This is a genomic window from Pseudohongiella sp. SYSU M77423 (genome assembly GCF_029911965.1).
Classification (GTDB): Bacteria; Pseudomonadota; Gammaproteobacteria; order Pseudomonadales; family Pseudohongiellaceae; genus Pseudohongiella.
Window position 1 is genome coordinate 187172 of sequence record NZ_JARYTH010000002.1, and the last position, 22907, is coordinate 210078.

16 protein-coding genes are annotated in these 22907 nt (G+C 54.0%); 7 read left to right on the top strand and 9 right to left on the bottom strand.

The annotated features are described in order from the left end of the window. Window positions 1-315: 315 nt before the first annotated feature. Both QGM61_RS04715 and QGM61_RS04720 read right to left on the bottom strand, forming a co-directional pair. Window positions 316-1251, bottom strand: a complete 936-nt coding sequence (locus tag QGM61_RS04715) for a 1-phosphofructokinase family hexose kinase (protein ID WP_281132170.1) — start codon at window positions 1249-1251, stop codon at window positions 316-318. After that, a complete protein-coding gene (locus tag QGM61_RS04720; protein WP_281132171.1) occupies window positions 1248-2258 on the bottom strand; it encodes a hypothetical protein in 1011 nt (336 codons plus the stop codon). The genes QGM61_RS04715 and QGM61_RS04720 overlap by 4 nt, the downstream gene beginning before the upstream one ends. An 89-nt stretch (window positions 2259-2347) precedes the next feature. Here QGM61_RS04720 and QGM61_RS04725 point away from each other — a divergent pair, with 89 nt between their 5' ends. Beyond that, the gene (locus tag QGM61_RS04725; protein WP_281132172.1) at window positions 2348-3733 is read left to right on the top strand and encodes a M20/M25/M40 family metallo-hydrolase; all 1386 of its coding nucleotides are present in this window, start codon (window positions 2348-2350) and stop codon (window positions 3731-3733) included. Between the two features lie 52 nt (window positions 3734-3785). On the opposite strand, the gene QGM61_RS04730 is transcribed toward QGM61_RS04725, so the two are convergent. Continuing rightward, window positions 3786-5180, bottom strand: coding sequence for a M28 family metallopeptidase (locus tag QGM61_RS04730; RefSeq protein ID WP_317622139.1), 1395 nt, complete (start codon window positions 5178-5180; stop codon window positions 3786-3788). 34 nt (window positions 5181-5214) lie between these two features. After that, entirely contained in the window at window positions 5215-6669 is a 1455-nt protein-coding gene (gene nhaC / locus QGM61_RS04735) for a Na+/H+ antiporter NhaC (protein WP_281132173.1), read from the bottom strand. A gap of 136 nt (window positions 6670-6805) precedes the next feature. On the opposite strand from nhaC, the gene QGM61_RS04740 reads away from it, so the two are divergent. Beyond that, a complete protein-coding gene (locus QGM61_RS04740; protein ID WP_281132174.1) occupies window positions 6806-7987 on the top strand; it encodes a DUF3089 domain-containing protein in 1182 nt (393 codons plus the stop codon). 96 nt (window positions 7988-8083) lie between these two features. Here QGM61_RS04740 and QGM61_RS04745 read toward each other — a convergent pair whose 3' ends face one another. Both QGM61_RS04745 and QGM61_RS04750 read right to left on the bottom strand, forming a co-directional pair. Then, entirely contained in the window at window positions 8084-10477 is a 2394-nt protein-coding gene (locus QGM61_RS04745) for a carboxy terminal-processing peptidase (protein WP_281132175.1), read from the bottom strand. Between the two features lie 88 nt (window positions 10478-10565). Further along, window positions 10566-11777: a tyrosine-type recombinase/integrase gene (locus QGM61_RS04750; protein ID WP_281132176.1), complete on the bottom strand. Its 1212-nt coding sequence runs from the start codon at window positions 11775-11777 to the stop codon at window positions 10566-10568. An 88-nt stretch (window positions 11778-11865) separates the two neighbouring features. Between QGM61_RS04750 and QGM61_RS04755 the strand changes: the two genes are divergently transcribed. The 5 genes from QGM61_RS04755 to QGM61_RS04775 all read left to right on the top strand — a co-directional run bounded on the left by QGM61_RS04755 (window position 11866) and on the right by QGM61_RS04775 (window position 18626). Next, window positions 11866-13221, top strand: coding sequence for a mechanosensitive ion channel family protein (locus QGM61_RS04755; RefSeq protein ID WP_281132177.1), 1356 nt, complete (start codon window positions 11866-11868; stop codon window positions 13219-13221). Window positions 13222-13324: 103 nt separating this feature from the next. Then, window positions 13325-13873 (top strand): TetR/AcrR family transcriptional regulator, encoded by a 549-nt coding sequence (locus tag QGM61_RS04760; protein WP_237134137.1) that lies wholly within the window; start codon window positions 13325-13327, stop codon window positions 13871-13873. Beyond that, window positions 13870-14949 carry an efflux RND transporter periplasmic adaptor subunit gene (locus QGM61_RS04765; RefSeq protein WP_237134136.1) on the top strand — a complete coding sequence of 360 codons (1080 nt, stop codon included), beginning with the start codon at window positions 13870-13872 and terminating at the stop codon, window positions 14947-14949. Before QGM61_RS04760 ends, QGM61_RS04765 begins: the two co-directional genes overlap by 4 nt. Before the next feature lie 14 nt (window positions 14950-14963). Continuing rightward, window positions 14964-18020: an efflux RND transporter permease subunit gene (locus tag QGM61_RS04770; RefSeq protein ID WP_281132178.1), complete on the top strand. Its 3057-nt coding sequence runs from the start codon at window positions 14964-14966 to the stop codon at window positions 18018-18020. A gap of 30 nt (window positions 18021-18050) precedes the next feature. Continuing rightward, window positions 18051-18626: a protein tyrosine phosphatase family protein gene (locus QGM61_RS04775; RefSeq protein WP_281132179.1), complete on the top strand. Its 576-nt coding sequence runs from the start codon at window positions 18051-18053 to the stop codon at window positions 18624-18626. A 147-nt stretch (window positions 18627-18773) separates the two neighbouring features. Here QGM61_RS04775 and QGM61_RS04780 read toward each other — a convergent pair whose 3' ends face one another. The 3 genes from QGM61_RS04780 to QGM61_RS04790 are packed head-to-tail and all read right to left on the bottom strand — an operon-like array spanning window position 18774 to window position 22903. Beyond that, entirely contained in the window at window positions 18774-20438 is a 1665-nt protein-coding gene (locus tag QGM61_RS04780; RefSeq protein ID WP_281132180.1) for a diguanylate cyclase, read from the bottom strand. After that, window positions 20435-20827 carry a response regulator gene (locus QGM61_RS04785; protein WP_281132181.1) on the bottom strand — a complete coding sequence of 131 codons (393 nt, stop codon included), beginning with the start codon at window positions 20825-20827 and terminating at the stop codon, window positions 20435-20437. The genes QGM61_RS04780 and QGM61_RS04785 overlap by 4 nt, the downstream gene beginning before the upstream one ends. A 48-nt stretch (window positions 20828-20875) precedes the next feature. Then, window positions 20876-22903, bottom strand: coding sequence for an ATP-binding protein (locus tag QGM61_RS04790; protein ID WP_281132182.1), 2028 nt, complete (start codon window positions 22901-22903; stop codon window positions 20876-20878). Window positions 22904-22907 lie beyond the last annotated feature (4 nt).

Below are 22907 nucleotides of genomic sequence, written 5' to 3' on the forward strand. Positions count from 1 at the left end.
TAAAGTTTCCTCGCACCACAATGCTATCCTCCGACGTCATTAGTTTCGCCACTGCCCAGCAGCGGGGAGAGATTTGAACGTAAGAGTTCGACACCTTGCGCAGCAAGGTGCGACGAGCGCGCCAGCGCAAAGCCCCGGCTTCTGCGAAGCAGGGGTTGTAAACAGCCTACAGGCTGTTTGCAATCAATCCTCCCCCTCCGCCATTTAAAGTTTCCTCGCACCACAATGCTATCCTCCGACGTCATTAGTTTCGCCACTGCCCAGCAGCGGGGAGAGATTTGAACGCCAGAGTTCGACACCTTGCGTCATGCACGGTCAGTGTTCGGTAATCACCGTACCCTCACGGACCTGCTCGAGCCAATCCATATCCTCAAGCTGGTTGCCAGGTGTGCTGATCGCTGCCGCTGCTGCGGCCACACCATAAGCAAACGCCTCACGCACGGGCTGGCCCTGATAGAGCTTGCAGGTCATGACCGACACGAAAGCATCACCAGCTCCTGCATGGCTGACTACCTCGACACTGGGTGGCCTTGCATGCAGGTGCAGCCCGTCACGGCTGGCCAGCATCGCGCCATTGGGGCCAAGTGTCAGCACCATGTGGTCTGCCATTCCTTCAGCCAGCATTGTCTTGAGCGCTGGCAGTCTCTCAGCGGGTGACTCGCCTCCATCGTATCCAAGCGCGGAGAAATCTTCGCGGTTCAGTTTTACCAGATGGACTCCTTTGGCGAGAGCCAGGCGCAAGGGATTACCTGAGGTGTCGAGCACGACCCGGAGGTTGCGCTCATGGCATTGCTCAACAAGCTCGGCAAAAAATGAATCAGGTACAGAAGGAGGCAGGGACCCACTGATGACCAGCAGTTGTGGCTGGGGGCTGAAGTCACGAATGGCTTTCTGGCAGGCCAGCCATTCATCCTTTTCGAGACGGGCACCCGGAAACACTAGATGCAATGCAAGGCCGGTGGCTTTTTCATCGAGCACGATGTTTTGAGTCGTCTCATGCGTTACTGAGACGCGCAGACAGCTTTGGCCATCCTCCTCCAGCAGTTTTGAAAGCAACTCACCGTGGAAGCCTCCGGCCGGGAAAACAGCCGTTGTGCTGATGCCCATGCGCCGGAGATTGCGAGCGACGTTGATGCCGCCACCTCCAGGTAGGTGCCGGGTGATCTGGCAACGTGTTTTACTGTCATGAAAAAACTGCTCAGTGACGGCAAACATGTCCACGGCAGGGCTCATGGTGAGAGTCAGTATCACTTGCGACTCCATTGTTCAGTGAACTGATAGCTCAATGCCTCATGCTTCACCAGATCCTGAAGAAGGGCCAGAGTAATGGCCATGCCTCCCTCAACAACGCTGTTGTGTTGCCCTGGCTGCGTAGCTGTCGTTTCAGTGCCTCTGCTGCCCAAAAGCGGGGGGCGATGAACCGGCTGGCTGGCAAGGAACAGGTTGTCACGAATCTCCTGCAGCTCCCGAACACAGTCTGCGCCTTCCGGAATGGATCCCAGTATCGTGCGCAGGCGCGCGCCGAGCCGACTCTGAAGACCTGATGGCCGGCAGGCCAGCAAGGTTTCCAGCAAATAGGCGACCAGCATGACCGTGCGGGCGCTGTATTCCTGGCGCTGCTGTGCCACCTTCAGGAAGGTGAACAGGGCTTTGTTGATATCCTTTAGGGCGGTGTGTGTGCTGCTCGACTCGGTTTTTTCAAGCCAGCCCCACACCTGACTGAAGGGCAGCGTTTCCAGTTTCGGCCATTCATTCAGAGCCGCCGCCTGATGCGCGCCATGCAGCAGGTGCGAATCGTATGTCTGCGCTTCGTAGTGTGCGGCGCCATCACCGTTGAACCACGTTCCAAGCAGTTGGATGGCACCAGGCACACAGATGTTGGCGGCCAGTACCAGTTGCTGCAGAAAGACAGTGGCTACGCCGTATCCGTCCCTTTCTGTAATGGTGTCCCGGGCGCTTAATGTGACACTGACATCGACACCAAAAGGCGGAGTAACTTCGTGGCCCATGGCCTCGCGATAACGATCAAAGCTGCCGCTGTGGCGCAGTGCCTGATCCATCAGATCAACCACTGCGCCAGCGTCAAATGTCACCTGATAGTCCTGTTCGTTATCTGCGGTGTCACCACTGGCACGAAAGGGGCGCTCGCGAAAGAAGGCCGCGACGTCCTGCCACAGGGACAGGATATCCTGGCTATGTGCCTGATTGCCGTGAGGTAATGCATTGGAGATATGGAGATTTATGGTTACAGATGTCATGATCGGAATCACCTTGAATACATGAAACAAATGAAACGCAGAGTTGTTCTCTGGACTCTCTCACTCTATCACGCTGACAAGCGGAGGCCATGATGAAGATCAAGTGGGTTAAACATAGCCTGGCACTGGCAGGTGCATTATTGTTAAGTGGCACGGTCAGCGCGCAAAATGCGCTTGAATCGCAGGCTGTGCAATGGTTGCAGGAATTTGTAAGGATCGACACGATAAACCCGCCAGGCAATGAATACCGTGCGGTAGATTTTTACGCGCAGATATTTGAAGCCGAGGGCATTGAGTATGAGACCGCCGAAAGCGCCCCCGGCCGAGGCAATATCTGGGCCCGTATACCGGGTGGAGACGAACCCGGCCTGATTCTCCTGCAGCATACCGATGTTGTGCCGGCAGACCGTGAATTCTGGTCATTTGATCCGCTATCTGGCGATATCAGCGATGGCTACATTTACGGCCGCGGGACGCGCGACATGAAAGGTCTGGGCATTGCACACCTGGTCGCATTCCTGGAGCTTCACCGGTCCGGCCTGCCGCTGAATCGGGATGTCATTTTCCTGGCGACTGCCGATGAAGAGGCCGGTGGGGAATTTGGTGTCGGCTGGCTGATAGACAATCACCCTGAGATTTTTGAAGGAGTTGGCATCCTGCTCAATGAGGGCGGCGGTGGATCACGCATCGAAGACGATGTCACCTTCGGCGTGGAAGTTACGCAAAAGGTACCCGTGTGGTTACGCCTTACGGCCATCGATGAGCCCGGGCACGGCTCGTCACCCAGAGTTACCAGTTCGGTCACCCGAATTGTTCAGGCGCTGAATACGCTGATGGAAAATCCCTTCCCACCGCGGGTGATTCCGCCAGTACAGGAATATTTTGCCGGCCTGTCAGTGAACATGACATCCGAGTGGCGCGCGGCCTACGCGAATCTCGCATCGGCAATTAATGATCCCGACTTCATGCAGCGCCTGCATGCTGAGCGTCCCGGCCATCATGCACTGACACGGGACACGTGCTCCATGACCCGTTTCGAAGGTTCGAACAAGATCAATGTGGTACCGCCAACGGCCTGGGCTGAGCTGGATTGCCGTATCCTGCCAGACAAACCTGCGGCACAGTTTGTCAGCGAACTGGAGACACTGGTGTCAGAAAGTGGCGTGGAAGTTGAGGTCATCATGGCGTTCACGCCCGCCATCTCCACAACAAATTCGCGGCTGTATCGTGCTATTGAAAGTGTCACAGGAGAGTTGCACCCTGGCTCGCGTGTGCTGCCTTCTGTCAGCACCGGATTTACCGACAGTCACTTCACTCGCGACCTGGGAATCATCAGTTACGGATTTAATCCCATGATTACTGACCAGGGCGAACATACCGGCGTGCATGGCAATGATGAACGCGTACCGGAAGCGGTCTTCCGGCGCGGTGTGAGTGATTTTTACGCGGTGATCCGCAACGTGGTGTACGACTGATTAGATAAGGCGGCTGTGTAACTGACTGGCTGAAGACTGGTCAGTCAGTTACTCAGAACGCGCCAGCGGGACCCGGGAATACAACGGGACTCTGCACGCCAGTCTCCGACACACTGGAGACGCCGAAGAAGTAGTTATCGATGACAATATTCTCCAGCGTAAACTCTGAGACATCTCCAACCAGACGCGAATAGGTCCATTGCGGTTCGGTGGTCAGTCGCCAGTGTACGCGATATTGAGCGGCTCCTGGCACTTTGCTCCAGCTGAGTGTGGTATCCGGACTCACCTGACCACTGATGCTTACATCTGCAGGAGGTGCCGGTGCCCAGGCCATGGCAGCCAGGGTCACAGCATTAAGTGCGGTCAGTTTGGCTGCGTAGTCGAAGTCCACATGCTCCAGAACATCGCCATAGGCAATGCCATTTTCAACACGAATATCCTGATGCTGCCAATGGTAATGTTCATTGGTTTCCATGATGCGGACGGCCGGGAAGCCGACTTCATTAAACGGGCGGTGATGGCCGCCACGACCGAATCTGTCCAGTCGGTAAATCATCATGACATCGAGATTGGGTATGTACAGGTCAGCCATCAGGTCGATGTAGCGGGCCAGATTGCGCGACGCAGAGTCGACCTCACCTCCCTGGAAGCGACGTTGACGGGCTTCATCTTCGGTCTCAACGTAGCGGGTGCCTTCTGAAAACACGCGCGCTGTCGTGTTATTGACAACACCATTGATGCCCTGGCTGTTGCCTATCATGTCGTTGTTGATGACAGCCTGGATGTCCCAGCCTTGCTCAAGGGCATATTCAGCAAGAATGGCGCCGCCATTAAGTCCCTGTTCTTCACCCGATAGTCCGGTGTAGATGATCGATCCGGGGAACTCATACTGCGTCAGCACCCGAGCTGCTTCGAGCGTTCCAGCCAGCCCCGATGCGTTGTCGTTTGCCCCGGGGGCATCGTCCGTGTAATTCATGATGTCGGAGACCCGACTGTCGATATCACCACTCATCATGACAAAACGGTTGGTATCACGAGTACCGCGCTGAATCGCCACAACATTGACGACCTCTACGGGATCCGGTACCCGTGCAGTGCCAGATACCACATCACTCACATAAAACACCTCAAGGCAACCGCCACAGGCTTCTGAAATACTGTCGAACTCTGCTTTCAGCCAACGGCGGGCGGCGCCAATTCCGCGCGTGTCTGAGTCAGTTTCCGATAATGTATGACGTGTACCGAAGCCGGCCAGTGTGGTGATGTCACGTTCAATTCTCTCTGCTGAGGGACTGACTGCGATTTGATGCAGGGCCGCATCATCGGCAGATGCCAGGGAAGGCAATACTGCGAGTGGTGCTGCCAGCATTAGATATGCAGAGCCATGCAGGGTGGGGCGTGATGCTGAAAAACGAGAGATCGCCAGACGGATACAGTTTGTTTTCATTGAATCACCTTAGGGTCATTTACTCTTGCCGGTTTCAGGCGGCGGCCATCTGCTCGGATTCGGGTTCGGTTTTTACGATACGAATCCTGAACCAGGCAAACGCCAGCGTCATTAATGGGCTGATCAGACAGAACAGAGCCCAGGGAGCATAGGACAGGGTTGCAACGCCGAGTACGCCAGCATGATAGGCGCCACATGTATTCCAGGGAACCAGAACCGATGTCACGGTACCAGTATCTTCAAGTGTTCTGCTGAGGTTCTGCGGCGCCAGATTGGCTTGCTGGTAGGCCTGCGTGAACATTCGGCCTGGCACGACGATGGAAAGGTACTGATCCGATGCCGACACGTTGGTGACCATACAGGTTGCGCCTGTCGCCGTGACAAGTCCTGCTGCCGACTTTACGCGACTGATAAGCGCGTTCGTGATTCTGGCCAGGAAACCGGAGGCTTCCATAGCGCCACCAAAAATCATCGCGGAGAGAATCAGCCAGATGGTGTAAAGCATGCCCGCCATACCACCGGTACTGAGTAGATCATCCAGAATGGCATTGCCAGTGGGTATCGCTGTATCGCCGTAAATAGCCTGCATCAGCGTCTGGTAAGTGCCGCCTGTGGCGGCAGACAGTTCAGCAAGTAAGGGCTGTTGAAACACGAAGGCACAGATCAGACCTGCCAGGACACCCATAAACAGTGCGGGCAGGGCTGCAACTTTTTTGATGATCAGAAATATGACACCTGCCGGAACCAGCAGTAGAAGTGGGTTCAGTGTAAATTTCTCGCTGATTAATTGCTGGTAAATGGCTGTGTTGCTGGTATCGGCTGCTTCGCCGCCGGCAAACCAGCCCACCACAAGGTATATCAGCAAGGTAAGCAGTATCGAAGGAAATGCCGTCAGTGCCAGGTATCGTATGTGAGTAAACAAGTCGACGCCGGCAACCCCGGACGCCAGGTTGGTCGTGTCTGACAGTGGCGACATTTTGTCGCCGAAATACGCACCAGAAATCAGTGCACCGGCTACCAGGCCCGGATTGATACCCATGGCGTGCCCGATGCTCATCAACGCCACACCCAGCGTGGCTGATGTAGACCAGGAACTGCCAATCACAACCGCGGCCAGTGCAGTCAACAGGCAGGCACTGGCGATAAAAAATGAGGGATTGAAGATCTCCAGGCCATAATAAATCATCGCTGGTACGATGCCACTGACAAGCCAGCTGCCGGTCAGCGCACCCACCATCAACAGAATCAGGATGGCCAGCGTGGCGGCCTTGATATTGTCAATAATGAAGTCCTGGATTCGCTGCCAGGACGTGCCCTGTAAAAGGCCGAGGGCGGCGGCCAGGGCGGCAGCGGCAATCAGCGCCGCCTGGTTGGCTCCGCTCAGTGAATCGTCGCCATAAACAGCCACGTTATATCCGAGCAGGGTGAACAGCAACAGTAATGGGAGTACGCAAACCATCAGGGACGGGGGCGTTTGCTGGGAAGTCATCCGGAAAGTTACCGCCTGTTATTCGTTTTGTCGTAAACAAACACTTTAACACCAGTTTCGCCTTGTGACGAGATGAACGAATCATCTATGCTGACTCCGGTTTGCCAATCTGGAAAACACAATTGGGGGAAACAAAATGATTTTGAGAAAACACGTCGCCGGGCACCTGTGGCTGGCAGGCGCGGCGCTGGGCGGTGTACTGGGAGTCTCAGCTGCGCACGCTCAGTCAGGCGCCGAGGCCATTGATTATTCAAATTCGTCCAACTGGCTCTGCCGACCGGACAACCCACGCGCCTGTGCGGTCGACATGAGTACAACCATCGTGGAAGCAGATGGCAATATTCATCTGGAGCCGTGGACATCTGATCCACTGGCACCGATTGACTGTTTTTATGTCTACCCGACTGTATCCCAGGATGCCGGTGCCAACAGTGATATGGTTGCTGGGCCAGAGGAATACAACGTGGTGCGGAGTCAGTTCGCACGTCTTGGCTCGCAGTGTCGGACTTTCGCACCTCTTTATCGTCAAGTGACTTTGACCGCACTTAGAGCTGGTATGTCCGGCGGCAGCGATATGCGCCCGGATAGAAACCTGGGTTACAACGATGTACTGAACGCCTGGAACTACTACCTTGAAAACCACAACGACGGCCGTGGTGTAGTCCTGGTTGGCCACTCACAGGGTGCTGGCGTTCTGAGCCGGATGATAGCCGATGAAATCGAAGGTACGCCGGTACAGAACCAGATCATTTCGGCGATGATTTTGGGCAGCAATGTGCAGGTGCCCGAGGGTGAACTGGTAGGCGGTACTTTCAAGGAGCTGCCGCTGTGTGAGACCGGAGATCAGATCGGTTGTGTGATTACCTATGCGTCGTTCCGTGAAGAAGTTCCGCCACCGGCAACAGCTCTGTTTGGCCGGGGTGGTCAGGGCACAGAGGCTGCCTGCACCAATCCGGCGCAACTGGCCAAGGGCAGCAACGAGTTGCATGCTTACCTGAGCAACAATGCTGCCGAGGGATTCTCTTCGACGGGTCCGTCCCCATGGACAGATAATGGCGTTGTAATTCATACGCCATTTGTCAGTGTTCCCGGGTTGCTGACTGGAGAATGCGTCAGTAACAACGGCTTTAACTACCTGCAGGTGACCGTTAATGCCGATCCAGATGATGCCAGAACCGACGAAATATCCGGTGACGTAATGAATCCCGATGGCAGTGTGAACGCTGGTTGGGGACTTCACCTGATTGATGCCAACGTGGCCATGGGTGATCTTGAAACGATTGTGCACAAGCAGTCCCAGGCTTACCGACGCCCCTAATGCGTCCCTGATCGAGACATAATAACTTCCCTGAAATGCAATCGGCCCGGGTCAGAATCTGACCCGGGCCGATTGCATTATACAAATTGAATTTCTTTACAGAGTGCCGGGAAGTGAATCCATCTGCTCTGAATCGACACGTGCCGCCGAGCGGGTAGCGTCGGCTGGGAATGCAGCAGCCATCGGGTTGCCCAGCAGCTCCGCCATGTCGACCAGGATGCGGCCGCTTTCCATCAGCAGTGGATCATCTTCTTCGCGCTCTTCTTCAGACTCTTCCTCTTCAACAGCAGCGATTTCGTCTTCAGCTTCTGAATCTGACTCGAGGTCGCGCCATTCTTCCAGAGGCAGTCCTTTGGCCTGCAGGCGCTGATTGTTCGCTTCAAATTCTGCTCGGCGATCAGCCTCGCGCTGCGACTTCAGTTCTTCACGCTGCAGCGGGATGGTTTTGCGCTGACGCACGTCGATCATGCGCTGAACGGCGTCCTCCAGATAAACGAAGTCAGGATCTTCGGCCGCACGGGCTTCGTGTCTGGCTTGCAGTTCTGGCATGATGCCGCGCAGGTCATTGTAAGATCGATACTCTACAGGGCGGACGGTGTCCCAGGGCAGAGCGCCGTCCAGATTGCTTTCACCCATGGTTTCGATGGCCTGATAACGGTCCGGGAACTCGATATCCGGCAGTACACCCCGGTGCTGCGTGCTGGCACCGGAAATACGATAGAACTTGGATCTGGTGAGTTTCACCTGACCATAGTTCATCGGAATGATTTCCTGCACGGTGCCTTTACCGAAGGTCTGGCCGCCAAGTACAACGCCACGCTGGTAGTCCTGAATGGCGCCCGCAAAAATTTCTGATGCAGATGCGCTGGCACGGTTCACGAGCACAGCCAGCGGACCGTCGTATACGATCTCCTGGTCCGCATCGCCATAAGAGCGAACAAAACCGTTGCGCTGACCGGAGTATCGAATCTGCACAGTCGGACCCGAATCAATGAACAGGCCCACCAGTTCATTGGCTTCATTCAACGAACCACCGCCATTGTAGCGCAGGTCAACAACCACGGCTTCGACGTTGTCCTCTTTCAGCTCTTCGAGCAGAGCGCGTACATCGCGGGCAGAACTTCTGTAGTTTGGAAGACCGGCTGCAGCCGCTTCGAAGTCAAAGTAGAACGAGGGCAGGGTAATCACGCCAACGCGGTAAATGTCGTCCTGAACCTCGACCTCAATGACCTCGCTTTTCGCGAATTGCTCTGAAAGCTCTACGGTATCGCGTACGATCACGATCTCGCGGGCTGCCGCTTCACTGGTTGCCGCTGCCGGAATGACATTCAGACGGATGGTTGTACCTTCTTCACCGCGAATCTGGTCAACTACATCATCCAGGCGCAGACCGATGACGTCCTGCATTTCACCTTCTTCACCCTGCGCGATACCGATGATGCGATCGCCAGCCTTCAGCTCTCCGCCACGCTCAGCCGGGCCACCCTTGATCAGTTCGGCGACTTTGGTGTACTCATCTTCTGACGTCAGCTGCGCGCCGATTCCCTGCAGTGAGCCACGCAGGCCCATGTTGAAAGTTTCTGAGTCTCGCGGAGAGAAGTAGCTGGTATGAGGGTCCACGGTGCGCGCCACAGTTGCCAGATAGGCCTGAAACACATCACGATCGTTGGTTTTGGCGACCTGATTCAGCTGGTTTCTGTAACGTTTGCTGAGACGTTCCTCAATCAGATCGGGTTCCATGCCAGTTAGTGACAGACTGAGTGCGCTGCTCTTGATACGCTGTCGCCACAGATCATCGAGCGATGCTGTGTCTGAGGCCCATGCAGCGTCCTCACGATCTATCTCGAGATACTCTTCAACGCTGTAATCCAGTGAACCCAGCTCGTTCTCTACAAAATTGACGGTCCACACCAGACGTTCGAGGACGCGTCGATGGTATAGGTTATAGATTTCGTAGGCTGGCTGCAGATCACCGTTCTTGAGGGAATCATCAAGCGTGTCACGGTACGCGCTGAGCTGCTGGATGTCGCTGGCATTAAAGTACAGCTTCTGGCCGTCGAGGGCTTCAATGTAGTGATCATAAAGTTCAACGCTGAAGCCGTCGTCAAATACGACCGGCGAGTAATGCTTGGTTTCCAGTTCGCGCAGCAGTTCAATGGCGGTGCGGCCATAAATGACAGCAGGCGCCATTTCCTGGTACAGCACGTCTACATCAAGCGGAATGTTGTCCAGCGCTGACGGTTCGGGCGTCGCAACTTCCAACGGCGCCTCAACGGCAGCAGGTTGGGGCTCAGCCGTTGGCTGTGCCTCTTCCTGCGCCCAGGCGCCAGTGGCCATCAGGCCAATCAAAGCGCTGCTGAACACCCGGCGGACAGCCCGTGCGAGGTTAATGCGCTCAGAGCCGAACCAGCCGACACCTCCGGTGTCAGCACTGCGAACGGGTGTGTAGTCTCGATTCACTTGGCTCACTATGGTGTTAGTAGTACTCAACGTCATACCTCGCAATACTGGAGCGGTTTGTTCATCCTTGATATTACGTTTAGCCGGGCGCTGTCAAGGTCGCTGCTGTGACTAAAAGTCACGGCTTCACCCGTTTGTGACGGGCTGATGCATGGCGCTCTGCGCGTTCGACATCAATGTAGCGATCAGTAATCGCACTGGAACCGTGGCCGGCGTCATCCCGGACGTGTTCCCGGGGGCGGTATTTAACATCCTCTGAAATGCCGGTATGACGTAACCAGTGCACGGTTGCCTCGGCCAATCGTTCTGCTTCTTCTACAGACCCTTCTTCGCGGAGCTTTGCTTCAGCGCGGTCAAAACATTTTTGCACAATGCCGCGTATCTGGCGCGTACTGGTGATGCCACCCTTGCCACGGGTCTTGTGAATAAGTGGCGTAGACTCGCCGGGCAGCGGCAGGGAGGACAGCCCGCGTGATTCGCGATATCGACGCAGTGCGCGCAACATATCATCACTGACAGAAACTTCTCTTTCCTTGTTGCCCTTGCCAACCGTCAGGAACCACCAGTTGCCCTCCAGATCGCGTTGAAAGTGTCCCATCTGTGGTATCCAGCGTTCGGTCTCCACCAGTTCCGAGACCCTGAGATACATGGCAAACAGGGCGCTCATCACGAATAAGGTGCGTTCATGAACTTCCGGCTCCTGTTGTGCCATCTCTTCGGCACATTCAATGACCACATCCCACTGTATCTGGGATAAGCGACGAATCTTGTCCTGTCCCTGACGTTTGCGCAGAAATTTGCCTTTCTGGCGAATACGGGCGACCGGGTTGGCCTTGAGGCGGTTTTCCTGCACCAGATAATTAAAAAAGCTGCTCAGTACCGAGAACTTGGCCTGCAGCGCTGATTGAGAAAGGGAGTAAGGCTGGTCTGCTGCAGTCTGATAGGGGCGCCAGTCAGGATTGGCCACTCTTTGTCCCTGCCTGTCTAAAAAGCGCGGCACCTGCTTCTGGCCTATCCAGTTATCCGGGGGCTGACGAGAGAACTCGACATAAGACTCCAGGTGTTCGCGCTGGATCTCAGGCAGAGACAGGCCGGCAACCAGCCACATCCATTGCAGAAAATGCTCCAGCTCGCGGCGATAAGCGGTGAAGGTGTCGGGACTGCCACGATAGCTGTATAGAAACTCGCTGGCGAAACGGAAGTCATCTGCGGCACTTTCGGGTAATGGTTTTTTGCAGGAAGCCAGGAGGTCCGGGCTGAGCACTGGTGGTTCACGCCAGGGGTTGGGCATGCTCTCCAGCGTGTCAAACAAGGGATGTGGTGATTTCATGGTCCGCTATTTTCGTTGTATTTGCCGGGAGATGATAGTTATGCTTGTGAACAATAACTATTAATTACCTAAAAACAGGCCACTGTCCATGCTGCAGCTGCTACAGGATCGTTTCCAGCAGATTATCGTGATTCTGCAGAATCCAGAATACTGGTGGCAGTTTTTGATCCTGGCTATTGCGGCCTGCCTTTCTGCCCTGATAAATGTCCGGCTTCAACAGCGGCTGGAACAGAACAACACACAAAGCAGTGGTCTGCGACATATTGCAGTCCGTGCCGCACAGCGCATTGTCTGGCCATTGACCGCACTTGGCCTGATTCTGGTGGGCACCGGCATCCTTAGAAACTATCAGCTGCCAACCACAATCCTGGATGTCGTTGTACCCATCCTGGCTGCCCTGGCTCTGATCCGCCTGTGTGTCTACATTCTGCGCAAGTCCTTCTCGCAAAATCCACTGCTGCATTCATCGGAGAATCTACTGGTATTGCTGGTCTGGTCAGTTGTGATCATGCACCTGATGGGCTGGTTGCCAACGGTATTGTCAATGCTCGACAGCATGGCATTCACGATGGGAGAAACCCGCATTACGCTGCTGTCAACGCTACAGCTTCTGCTCATTGTGGTTTTGGCCTTCATTCTCGCCATATGGCTTTCGGAGCTTATCAACCACCAGGTGGCGCGGATGCCGGGGATGTCTCTCAGCATGCAGGTGGGCATCAATAAGTTCAGCCGTTTCCTGTTGCTGACCCTTGCCTTTCTGCTGGCCTTGAACGCGGTTGGTATCAACCTGAGTTCCCTGGCCATTTTTGGCGGAGCACTCGGTGTGGGTCTGGGCTTTGGCCTGCAGCAGATTGCCTCAAACTTTATCAGTGGATTCATACTGGTCCTGGATCGCTCAATCAAGCCCGGCGACGTCATCACGGTGGGTGAAAAGTTTGGCTGGGTGCAGGAATTAAAAGCCCGCTATATCGTGGTTCGCAACCGTGAAGGCGTGGATACCCTGATTCCCAATGAGAATCTGATTACCTCGGAAGTGATCAACTGGAGTTATGCGGATCCCAATGTGCGGGTGTCTGTGCCGGTACAGATCAGTTACGAGGACGATCCGGAGGAGGCCATGCAGCTGATGCTGGAATGTGCAACAGCCTCTGAACGTGTACTTGAAAACCCGCCGCCCACGGTCAGGCTGACAGAGTTTGGAGACAATGGAATCTGTCTGGAAGTCAGAGTCTGGATCGCTGATCCGGTCAATGGCTTCATGCCGGTAAGATCGGATATCAATGTGGCCATCTGGCGCGCATTCAAGAAAGCCGGTATCACCATCCCCTATCCACAGCGGGACCTGCACATCAAATCCATGCCGTCGGAAAGGGATTTGACAATCGCGACGCGGGCGGACGCTGCGCCGGGGAATCAGCCTGCGCAAGATGGTTCGTCTGAATAATACCTTCCTTCGATCCTGATTACCTATCAGGTAGCGTGTTGCTTTAGGTAACACATTTCTGTTAAGCTCGCCTCATCTACTGTACCATCCAGACGGTAAAGAAATGAGTGAGTCAAAAGCAAACCCACGTGACAATATATTGGACGCCGCGCAGCGTGTTGCCGGCAAAGAAGGGGCGGGCAATCTGACCCTGGACAAGGTGGCCTGCGAGTGTGGCATGAGCAAGGGCGGCCTGCTTTATAACTTTCCCAATAAGGATGCCTTGCTGGCTGGCATGCTTGATCGTCTGTTGGAACAGCACAAGGCCATGATGGATTCTGAGGAAAAAAGTCTGGCCGGTGAACCCAATGCCTGTCTGAAAGCCATGCTTGGCGCAAACGCCTGTCACGAGGTGGCAGACCCGGGAGTCTATCTTTCGCTGTTGGCAGCCTCTGCGCACAAGCCAGAGTTGATGACACCCGTTAAGGAAACGCTCGCTGAATACTATCAGCGGCTGCAAAACGAGAGCAGTGATCCCGATATGGCGACGATTCTCTGGCTGGCCGCCGAGGGTTTGATCTTTCACGCCATTCTCGGTCTTGCGCCCTACAGTCAGAGCGAAAAAAACAGATTATTTCAGAAACTTATGCAGATATCCGAGGAAGCATTATGAGAAGTCCGGCTGCACGTGGATTGATGACAATCGTGGGCGCAGTAGCGCTTATGGCGACCTTACAGGCATGTCAGGAATCGACAGCCGAGCAGGCGCCCGGTGATACCCTGCGCACTGCCCGGGTAGAAACAATCACAGCAGGGCCGGCATACGCGGAGCGCCGCTTTGTTGGTCGTGTGGCGGCGTCGAGCACCGTCGATCTGTCGTTCCAGGTGGGAGGCCGCATCGTCAACATGCCTGTGCAGGAAGGCAGCATCGTGCCCGCTGGTAATCTGATTGCCGAACTGGACAAGACGGACTACGAGCGGGCCGTACGCGAAGCGCAGGTAGCACTTGAGCTGTCCGAGCTGGACCATCAGCGAAATCAGCAGATGCTGAATAATGGCGCTATCCCGCAGGCAACTTACGACCGGGCCCTGGCGGATCTGGAGATGCGACGGCTGGCTCTCGCAGCCGCAGAGCGAAACCTGGGCTATGCCAGCATCGAGGTGCCATTTGACGCGCTGGTAACGCGCCGCCTGGTCGACTCGTTTACTCAAGTTCAGGCGGGCACCGAGGTTGTCAGAGTGCAGGATGTCACCGAGCTCCGTGTCAACATCTCGGTTCCGGAGAGTCTCATGAGTGTGCTGCAGACGCCTGAGCGTTTCAGCGTTGTAGCCCAGCTTTCTGCATATCCGGGGCAGTCATTTGAGCTGGAATACCGTGAACACGCTACAGAAGCGGATCCTGTGACTCAGACTTATCCCATCAGTTTTGCACTGGATCGCAGTGAGGCGCCCGGGGCATTGCCCGGCATGACTGCCACTGTGATTGTCACATCCCGTCAGGGTGCTATGCCGGACCTGATCACCGTGCCCGTCGCAGCACTGGATACTGCGGCAGATGGATCATTCCGTCTGTGGGTTTACGATCAGCAGACAGCACAGGTCTCACCGCGAACTGTGACGGTAGGCACACTGGGTTCAGAGCGCGTAGAGATTGAGTCGGGCGTACAGATCGGTGAACAGATTGTGACCGCGGGTGCGCATCTGTTACGTGATGGCATGCGAGTGACTCCTTACGTTTCTGTGCGCTAAGAAGGACGTATTACATGGACTTTGCGCGCTATGCTATTGAAAAGCCGGTTAATACCTGGCTGCTGATTATTGTTCTGCTGCTGGGCGGCTGGTGGGGTATCGAAACTGTCGGGCGACTCGAGGATCCTGCCTTCACCCTGAAGCAGGCAGTTGTGGTCACACCTTATCCGGGCGCGACTGCCAGGGAAGTTGAACAGGAAGTCACCGAACACCTGGAGTCCGCCATCCAGCAGCTCGGCCAATTGAAACGTATTCGCTCCAAATCGACGCCCGGCCGTTCTGAGATAACTGTCGAGATCCAGGATACTTATACCGGCGAGCAGATACCTCAGATATGGGATGAGCTGCGCCGCAAGGTGAATGATTTTCAGCGCAGCCTGCCAGAAGGTGCCGGACCGAGCATTGTCAACGATGACTTCAGTGATGTTTTTGGTATTTTCTACGCCGTAACCGCTGATGGTTACACAATCAGAGAAGTACGTGACATATCGAGATTTTTACGACGGGAATTACTGACCGTCAATGGTGTCGCCAAGGTTGAAATTCGTGGCCTGCCCAACGAAGCCATTTACGTGGAAGTACCCAACGACAAGCTGATCAGCTCCGGTATTCCGTTGTCGCAGGTCATCAACAGCATCGAGTCCGAGAATGCGGTTCAGCCGGCTGGGGCCGCGAGAATAGGGGACTTGAACGTTCGGATCGCCAACTCGCCTGGGTTCGACAGCGTGGCCAATATCGAATCTTTGCGGATCGGGCGACCTGGCAGCACCGATCAGATCAGTCTGGTGGACATGGCGTCGGTTAGCCGCGAGGCTCAGGAAATCCCTGATCAGCCCATCCGTTTTAATGGCCAGGATGCCTTTACACTGGCAGTTGCCGGCATTGCTGATGCCAATATTGTTGAAGTAGGGCAGGCAGTGTCAGCCAAACTGTCCGAATTGCAGACCCAGATTCCGCTGGGTGTTGAACTCCACCCAATTTATGAACAGCACATTGTCGTTGATGAGGCTATCAACGCCTTCATCGTTAATCTCGCAATGTCCGTTGCCATTGTTGTCGGCGTGCTTTGCCTGTTCATGGGTTGGCGAGTAGGGCTGGTCGTGGGCCTGACACTGTTACTGACCGTCCTTGGTACCGTGTTTTTCATGCGCATCTTTAACATCGAGATGGAGCGTATCTCGCTGGGCGCATTGATTATTGCTATGGGGATGCTGGTTGATAACGCCATCGTTATTGCCGAAGGCATGCTGATCAATATGCAACGTGGCATGAAAGCCCACAAGGCCGCCAGCGAAGCCGCGGTACGTACTCAGTGGCCGCTTCTGGGTGCGACCCTGATCGGTATCATGGCGTTTTCCGGTATCGGCCTGTCCCAGGACACCACGGGAGAGTTCCTGTTCTCATTGTTCGCCGTGATCGGTATTTCACTGTTGCTGAGCTGGCTGCTGGCTGTCACCGTCACACCTCTGTTCGGGGACTATTTGCTGAAGGTCAAAGGCGGTGGTGATTCAGGGGCCGATCCGTATCGTGGCCTGTTCTACGCCCTGTACCGTCGCATTCTGCATACGACACTGGCCATGCGGGCTGTCACTGTGCTTGCTTTGCTGCTGATCACAGTAGTCAGTTATTGGGGTTTCGGGTCAGTCAAACAGGCGTTTTTCCCCGATTCCAACACGCCGATCTTTTTTGTTGATTACAGACTGCCGCAGGGCAGCGATATCCGGGCCACGGCTCGTGATACTGCACGGCTGGACGAACAGGTACTGGCACTGCAAGGGGTAGAGAGTGTCGCCAGCTTTGTGGGGCAGGGTGCCTCACGCTTCATGCTGACCTATGAGCCCGAGCAGCCTGATGATTCTTACGGCCACTTGATTGTCCGCACCGAAAGCCGTGATGTGATAGATGATCTGACAGCCCTGATTCGCACTGACCTTGCTCAACAATACCCAGCGGCAGATATCCGTACGCGACGCCTGGTATTCGGACCTGGCGCCGGTGCCAAACTGGAAGCGCGTTTCAGCGGTCCAGACCCGCGCGAATTGCGGCGGCTGGCAGATGAGGCAATCACAGTGCTTTCGCAGGATCCCGATGTTATCGATCTGCGGCACAACTGGTACCAGCGCGAACTGGTCATCGCACCGCAATTCAACGATGAGAGAGCGCGTCTTGCCGGTGTGGCCCGCAGCGATCTGGCGCAGACGCTGGAGTTTGCCAGCACAGGTGTGCGTGCAGGATCATACCGCGAGGGTGATGAAAGGGTGCCTATCATCATCCGGCCGCCGGATCAGGAGCGGCTGGCCGTAGAGCGATTTCAGGAGCGGCTGGTATGGAGCAGTGGCGAGCAGCGTTACGTGCCTATCACGCAGGTAGTCGACCAGTTCACCACAGATGCCGAAGAAACCATGATTATCCGCCGGGACAGGGCAAGGACGATTTCAGTCCTGGCAGACCCGGTCATGGGTAAAACGGCTGATGAGGTACTGCGACAGGTGAGGCCACATATTGAGGCTATCCCTCTGCCGCCGGGTTACACATTAACCTGGGGTGGTGAGTTTGAGGCTTCAAGCGAAGCACAGGCTTCGCTGGGTGCTCAGCTGCCATTAAGCTTCCTGTCGATGCTTATCATATCCGTGCTCATCTTTGGCAAGGTACGCCAGCCGCTGATCATCTGGCTGGTTGTGCCAATGTCGGTCTGCGGTGTGGTGGCAGGACTGTTGCTCAGCAATCTGCCTTTCAGCTTCACTGCCTTGTTGGGCCTGTTGAGTCTTTCGGGCATGCTGATGAAAAACGCAATTGTCCTGGTAGACGAAATCGATGCACAGCGGGAAGAGGGCAAGGATGACTTTAAGGCGGTTGTTGATGCCTCGGTAAGTCGTCTGCGTCCCGTGTTCCTGGCGGCGGCGACAACCATTCTGGGTATGATTCCACTGTTGTCAGATGCATTTTTTGCCAGCATGGCAGTCACAATTATGGGCGGTTTGGCGTTTGCGACCGTATTGACACTGGTGGCAGTGCCCGTATTTTATGCGATATTGTTCCGCATCAAAGCTGCTGGCACCGCCACAGTTTAACGCCTGTCTTGCAGATATCGAGGTAAGTAAATGAAAAGAAAGTTGATATTGAAAGTTGCCGGTGCACTACTGGGGGTGCTCATTGCCGCAAGTGTCAATGCTCAGTCTACTTTGTCGGATGTATTGAACCTGCGTGAGTACAGCGACACCTTTGCCAGCGCTGGTCAGCCGACAGCCGAGCAGTTTGAGGCCATCCGCGATGCCGGCTACGAGCGTGTCATCTACATTGCGTTTACCACGAATGACAACGCACTGGCCAATGCTGATCAGGTCGTCAAAGGGCTTGGCATGGATTACCTGCATATCCCGGTGGACTGGAACAACCCGACCAAGCGTGATTTCTATGCGTTTGCCGATGCCATGCAACGCAACCCTGAACAGAAAACGCTGCTGCATTGCCAGGTTAATGCGCGCGCCACGGCATTCAGTTTTATGTATCGCGTCGTCTATGAGGATGTACCGGTCGCAGAAGCCAAAGCTGACATGAACACAGTCTGGCAGCCCAACGAAACCTGGCGCGACCTGATTTTTGAGGTACTGGCAGATCACGGCATTTCACCAGATTGCGAAGGCTGCGACTGGACGCCGTCGCAGGTTGGTGGCTGACAGTTATTGTTAGCGGTTTATTTAAAGCTGCAGGGTAAATGCATTTGATACTTACTGCCCACTATTTCCGGTAATCTTTATTACCGGAAATAGTGGTATATCAGCTGGAGCAAGCTAATTTTCGTGGAAATGATGAAACCGAGCTAATTAACCAGCACTCCCGGCGTCGTGCAGTACAACTTTGTTACGCCCCATCGACTTGGCCGCGTACATGGCTTTGTCCGCCGCCACAAGCAACATATCAGCATCAATCTCGAGTGTGGATTTAATCGGTGCGATTCCTATTGATATGGTCGCGCTGAATACCTTGTCTTCGTCTGAAAACTTCAGCTCCTGGAAGCGTTGCCTGAAATCGTCGAGAACCTTAAATGCCTTATCACCACTGCAGTTACCCATAATCACGACGAATTCTTCACCGCCATAGCGTCCAAGTACATCCGTTCTTCGCAGTCGCATCCGAAGTAATGTCGCTACCGAGGCAATAACCTCATCTCCCATGGCATGGCCGAATTGGTCATTAATCTGCTTAAAATGGTCTATATCCATCATGGCAACACATAATTCTTCCCGTTTACGGCGCGCGAGATCCAGTTCTCTGCGCAAGGCGTCTTTGATGGCTGCATGCTTAAGCAAACTTGTCAGGCTGTCTTTAGTCATCAGATCAATCAGCTGCCGTGACCGGGCTACCTTTGATTTGACCACAGTAACGAGGTGCTCATTAGAAATGGGTTTTACCAGAAAGTCGTCTGCTCCTTGCTTGAGAGCGAGTAATTGCAAATGGGGATCGTGCTCTGCAGACAAATAGACAATTGGCAGACCAACCCATCGCCCGTATTGTCTGATCACGGCGGCAAGATTCTGTCCACTGATTCCAGGCATTTGCAGGTCCATCAAAATCACATCAGGGGTGTTCGATTCTAAAGCTGAGATGACTTTCTCTGGCCTGGCGAGGATTTCTGCTTGCATCCCCGCCCCGATCAGCACTTGTCGATAGTACTGTGCCAGCATCTCATCATCATCGATAATCAGAACTTTCTCTGCAGGCGAATGCAGATTGGCGACAATTTGTTCGATCCGATTTATCAAATTTGGTATGTCGAGGGGTTTGACAAAATAGGCTTGTGCCCCGAGGCTGGCAGCCTCGAGCCGTGCAGCAAAATCGTCTTTACTACTGATAAAAACAACGCGTGAAGATGTGTTCTGAAAAAATTGGCATTGAGAATGAAAATCATTAGAAGGATCCGCATTCTCCAATGGAATATCCAGCAACAAAATTTGCGGCTGCTCTGATTCAAAGGCTGACGCCAGTTCGCTAAGCTTGGTAAACAGTCGCGCTGAAAAATTAAAAGATTCCAGATGGGCCATCAGCGTTGCGCCCAGTTGAGGTTCACCCTCAAGAAGCCATATTTGATCGAGTAATGGCTTGTTAATGGTTGTACGTGCTGCGTCTGCGTCCGGAGTGATGAGGCTCGGGTTGGGATTCGGGCCAGGCTGTGCGAACAGGCTAAGAGAGTCCAGCGCTTCTTTAAGCTGTAGACCTTCATACCTGAGGTCACTTTCAGCCGAATTCGAAGACAAAATGCTATCAAGGTTCTTATTCAGTTCAGCGGCGCGCGAACTGAGTCGTGTCAGACCGAACGTGCCCGCAGATCCGGCCAGTTTGTGCAATTCCTGTCCCAGTATTATTAATTGATCTCGCCTCGGTGCAGTCTGCTGTAACTCCTGTGCCAGCAAGGATATCTGGTCCAACACGACTGGCAGTTTCTTTAGATACTCATCCTGAATTGCCTGTAACTGCTCATTTAAATTCAAGGCTGCTCCTCCGTGAGACGCCACAAATCTTTGACCTGTTGAGCCAGTGTCATTGGGTCAAAAGGCTTGGGAATTACACCGATGGCCCCCAGGCTTATAAAACGGTCTACTTCATGCGCCTGTACTTTGGCTGTCATGAATGCAACCGGCACGGCATGCAATTGGGGGTGTTCGCGCAAGGCTTTTAAGGTGCTCGGCCCGTCCATCCCGGGCATCATTACATCCAACAAAATCATCTGCGGCGAAAAATGCTCTGCCTGGGAAACGGCCAGGTCTCCGCGCTCGCACAGGCTGACGGTCAAACCACCCACTACTTCTAGCGCCAGTTTGGCGACGGCCCGGATATCTGGCTCATCTTCTACATACATGACACGAATCAAATCACTCATCCGTAACCTCTTTGCTCCTGCTACTGCTGAATTAAATGACTCTCTGCGTCAGGTATTTTCATTACCAGACCTGGCGTCATTATAAAGCGGGAACTCAACCCAAAAGCAACAACCTTCAGATCGCTCGGCCTCAAACCCGATGCAGCCGCCCATCTGCTCGGTCAGCTCCTTGCTGATTGCCAAACCCAGGCCAGTACCCGCTTTTTGTCGACTGTCTCCGGCCTCAGCTTGAGCAAACCGCTGAAAAATATGATCCTGAAAACTTTCAGGAATACCTGACCCCTGATCCAGCACCATTATCCTGATCCGACCTGATTCCAAGGCTGTTGTAATACTAACCTGCCCACCCGGTGGTGAGAACTTAATAGCGTTACTGAGGAGATTGGTCAAAACCTGCTGAAAACGGGCCGAATCCACCCAAATACAGGCAGATACGTTCGCGTGCTCTTTTAGTTCCACGTTCTGTATTTTCGCCAGCGGTAGTAGATCAGAGACTGCAGAATGCACCAGATCGGCAATCTCCTGTTTGTCAGGATACAACACCATCCGGCCCGCCATTAATTTTTCTACATCCAGTAAATCGTTAACCAGGGATGCAAGACGCTGGCTATTGTTATGGGCAATTTCCACCATGGATTGCACAGTTTCAGGTAAGGCGCCGATAGATCCTGACCGCATCAGGCCTAATGCGCCGGTGATGGCTGTCAATGGCGTACGCAGCTCATGGCTGACCGTCGAAATGAATTGGTCCTTAAGTGTCTGGTTGCGCAGTCTTTCCGATACATCTTCGGCAATACCAAGGTAACCGCGGACTTTGCCCTGAAGATCAGTTAGTGCACTGATGACGACCTGTACGGGAATCAAGTGACCATCGCGATGTTTATAGTGGATCATTAATTCTTCGGTGCCACCCTGACTAATTCTGTATGTCAGTAACTCGTTGCCAATCAGTCGTCGACCCAACTCGCCGGATATTTTGGCTGCCCTTTCGCGCAGTTCATCATTTAGCAAAAAAATGTCAGGTTGGTGTTTGCCGACCATTTCATCGGCAGAGTAACCCAGCATACGCTCTGCCCCGTTGTTAAATACAATAATGGTGCCTGATAAATCAGTCGCGATAATTGCGAATGATCTTGCCGCCGATAACACTGAATCCAATAAGTCATTCGTCTCGCTCAGTTCAGCGGTCCGCGTCAGTACTTCCGAATCCAGTTGCTGGAGAAGGTTACGTTGCCAGATCATGCGCAGTATCGAGCCCAGAAAAACAGCTACCAAGATCGAAATAAATACACCTGAGATGCGCAGTGACATCACCTGGCTACCGACGTTTTCCGGCAGCTGGATAGCCATCTGCCACTCACCACCTGGCACGCGTACTGGCGTAAGCTCCAGCGGTGAGTTGAAATTTTCACTATCCCCAAAAAAAGTTCTGCCTGGCTGTCCTTCGTCATCGACATTGCGCAACGAGATTCGTGATGCGAGGTCGCCAGCAGCTGATCTAATCAAACTCAGGAGACTGTCAGCATCAATGACGGTACTTAGCAGGCCCCAATAATTGTCGTTAATGTAAACGGGGGATCGATAAATCAATCCATTGCCGCCTTGAACCAGTTCCAGCGGACCACTCAGTATGCCCTGCCCTGTTTCGATAACTCTTTGGATTGCTGGCCATTGTTCAGGCAGGTCGGCGTAATTTAAGCCCAGCACGGACTCATTGCCTGCCTCCGGATACACCCAGGTTAATTGGTTTCCAGGTGCGAGGCCAATATTACGAAAATGTTGGTTGCGCTCAAAAATCAAAGCCAGAATACGTTGTATTTCTTCATCTTCAATACTACCTTCTCGAGCAACGACATAGGATTCAACACCAGTTGCCAGAAATGCGGCCTGATTAATCTCCGACTCAAGAAATGCGCGAAGCTGGGCTCCACGATCCAGAGTTTCTAACCGCGACTGTTGGAGTGACGCTTCACGGTAAGCTCTTACAGCGAATTCAGTTAATAACAACATCGCAATAAACAATGCGACTTCTATGAACAAGAAATGGGTTTTGTTCCTGAAGTAGAAAGAGGCCAAGAGA

Bases quoted from the DNA above. Each gene is read 5' to 3' on its own strand.
- QGM61_RS04720 (WP_281132171.1), bottom strand. From the start codon at position 2,258: ATGACATCTGTAACCATAAATCTCCATATCTCCAATGCATTACCTCAC.
- QGM61_RS04770 (WP_281132178.1), top strand. From the start codon at position 14,964: ATGGACTTTGCGCGCTATGCTATTGAAAAGCCGGTTAATACCTGGCTG.
- QGM61_RS04740 (WP_281132174.1), top strand. From the start codon at position 6,806: ATGATTTTGAGAAAACACGTCGCCGGGCACCTGTGGCTGGCAGGCGCG.
- QGM61_RS04785 (WP_281132181.1), bottom strand. From the start codon at position 20,827: ATGAGTGATTTGATTCGTGTCATGTATGTAGAAGATGAGCCAGATATC.
- QGM61_RS04775 (WP_281132179.1), top strand. From the start codon at position 18,051: ATGAAAAGAAAGTTGATATTGAAAGTTGCCGGTGCACTACTGGGGGTG.
- QGM61_RS04730 (WP_317622139.1), bottom strand. From the start codon at position 5,180: ATGAAAACAAACTGTATCCGTCTGGCGATCTCTCGTTTTTCAGCATCA.
- QGM61_RS04725 (WP_281132172.1), top strand. From the start codon at position 2,348: ATGATGAAGATCAAGTGGGTTAAACATAGCCTGGCACTGGCAGGTGCA.
- nhaC (WP_281132173.1), bottom strand. From the start codon at position 6,669: ATGACTTCCCAGCAAACGCCCCCGTCCCTGATGGTTTGCGTACTCCCA.
- QGM61_RS04750 (WP_281132176.1), bottom strand. From the start codon at position 11,777: ATGAAATCACCACATCCCTTGTTTGACACGCTGGAGAGCATGCCCAAC.
- QGM61_RS04760 (WP_237134137.1), top strand. From the start codon at position 13,325: ATGAGTGAGTCAAAAGCAAACCCACGTGACAATATATTGGACGCCGCG.
- QGM61_RS04755 (WP_281132177.1), top strand. From the start codon at position 11,866: ATGCTGCAGCTGCTACAGGATCGTTTCCAGCAGATTATCGTGATTCTG.
- QGM61_RS04765 (WP_237134136.1), top strand. From the start codon at position 13,870: ATGAGAAGTCCGGCTGCACGTGGATTGATGACAATCGTGGGCGCAGTA.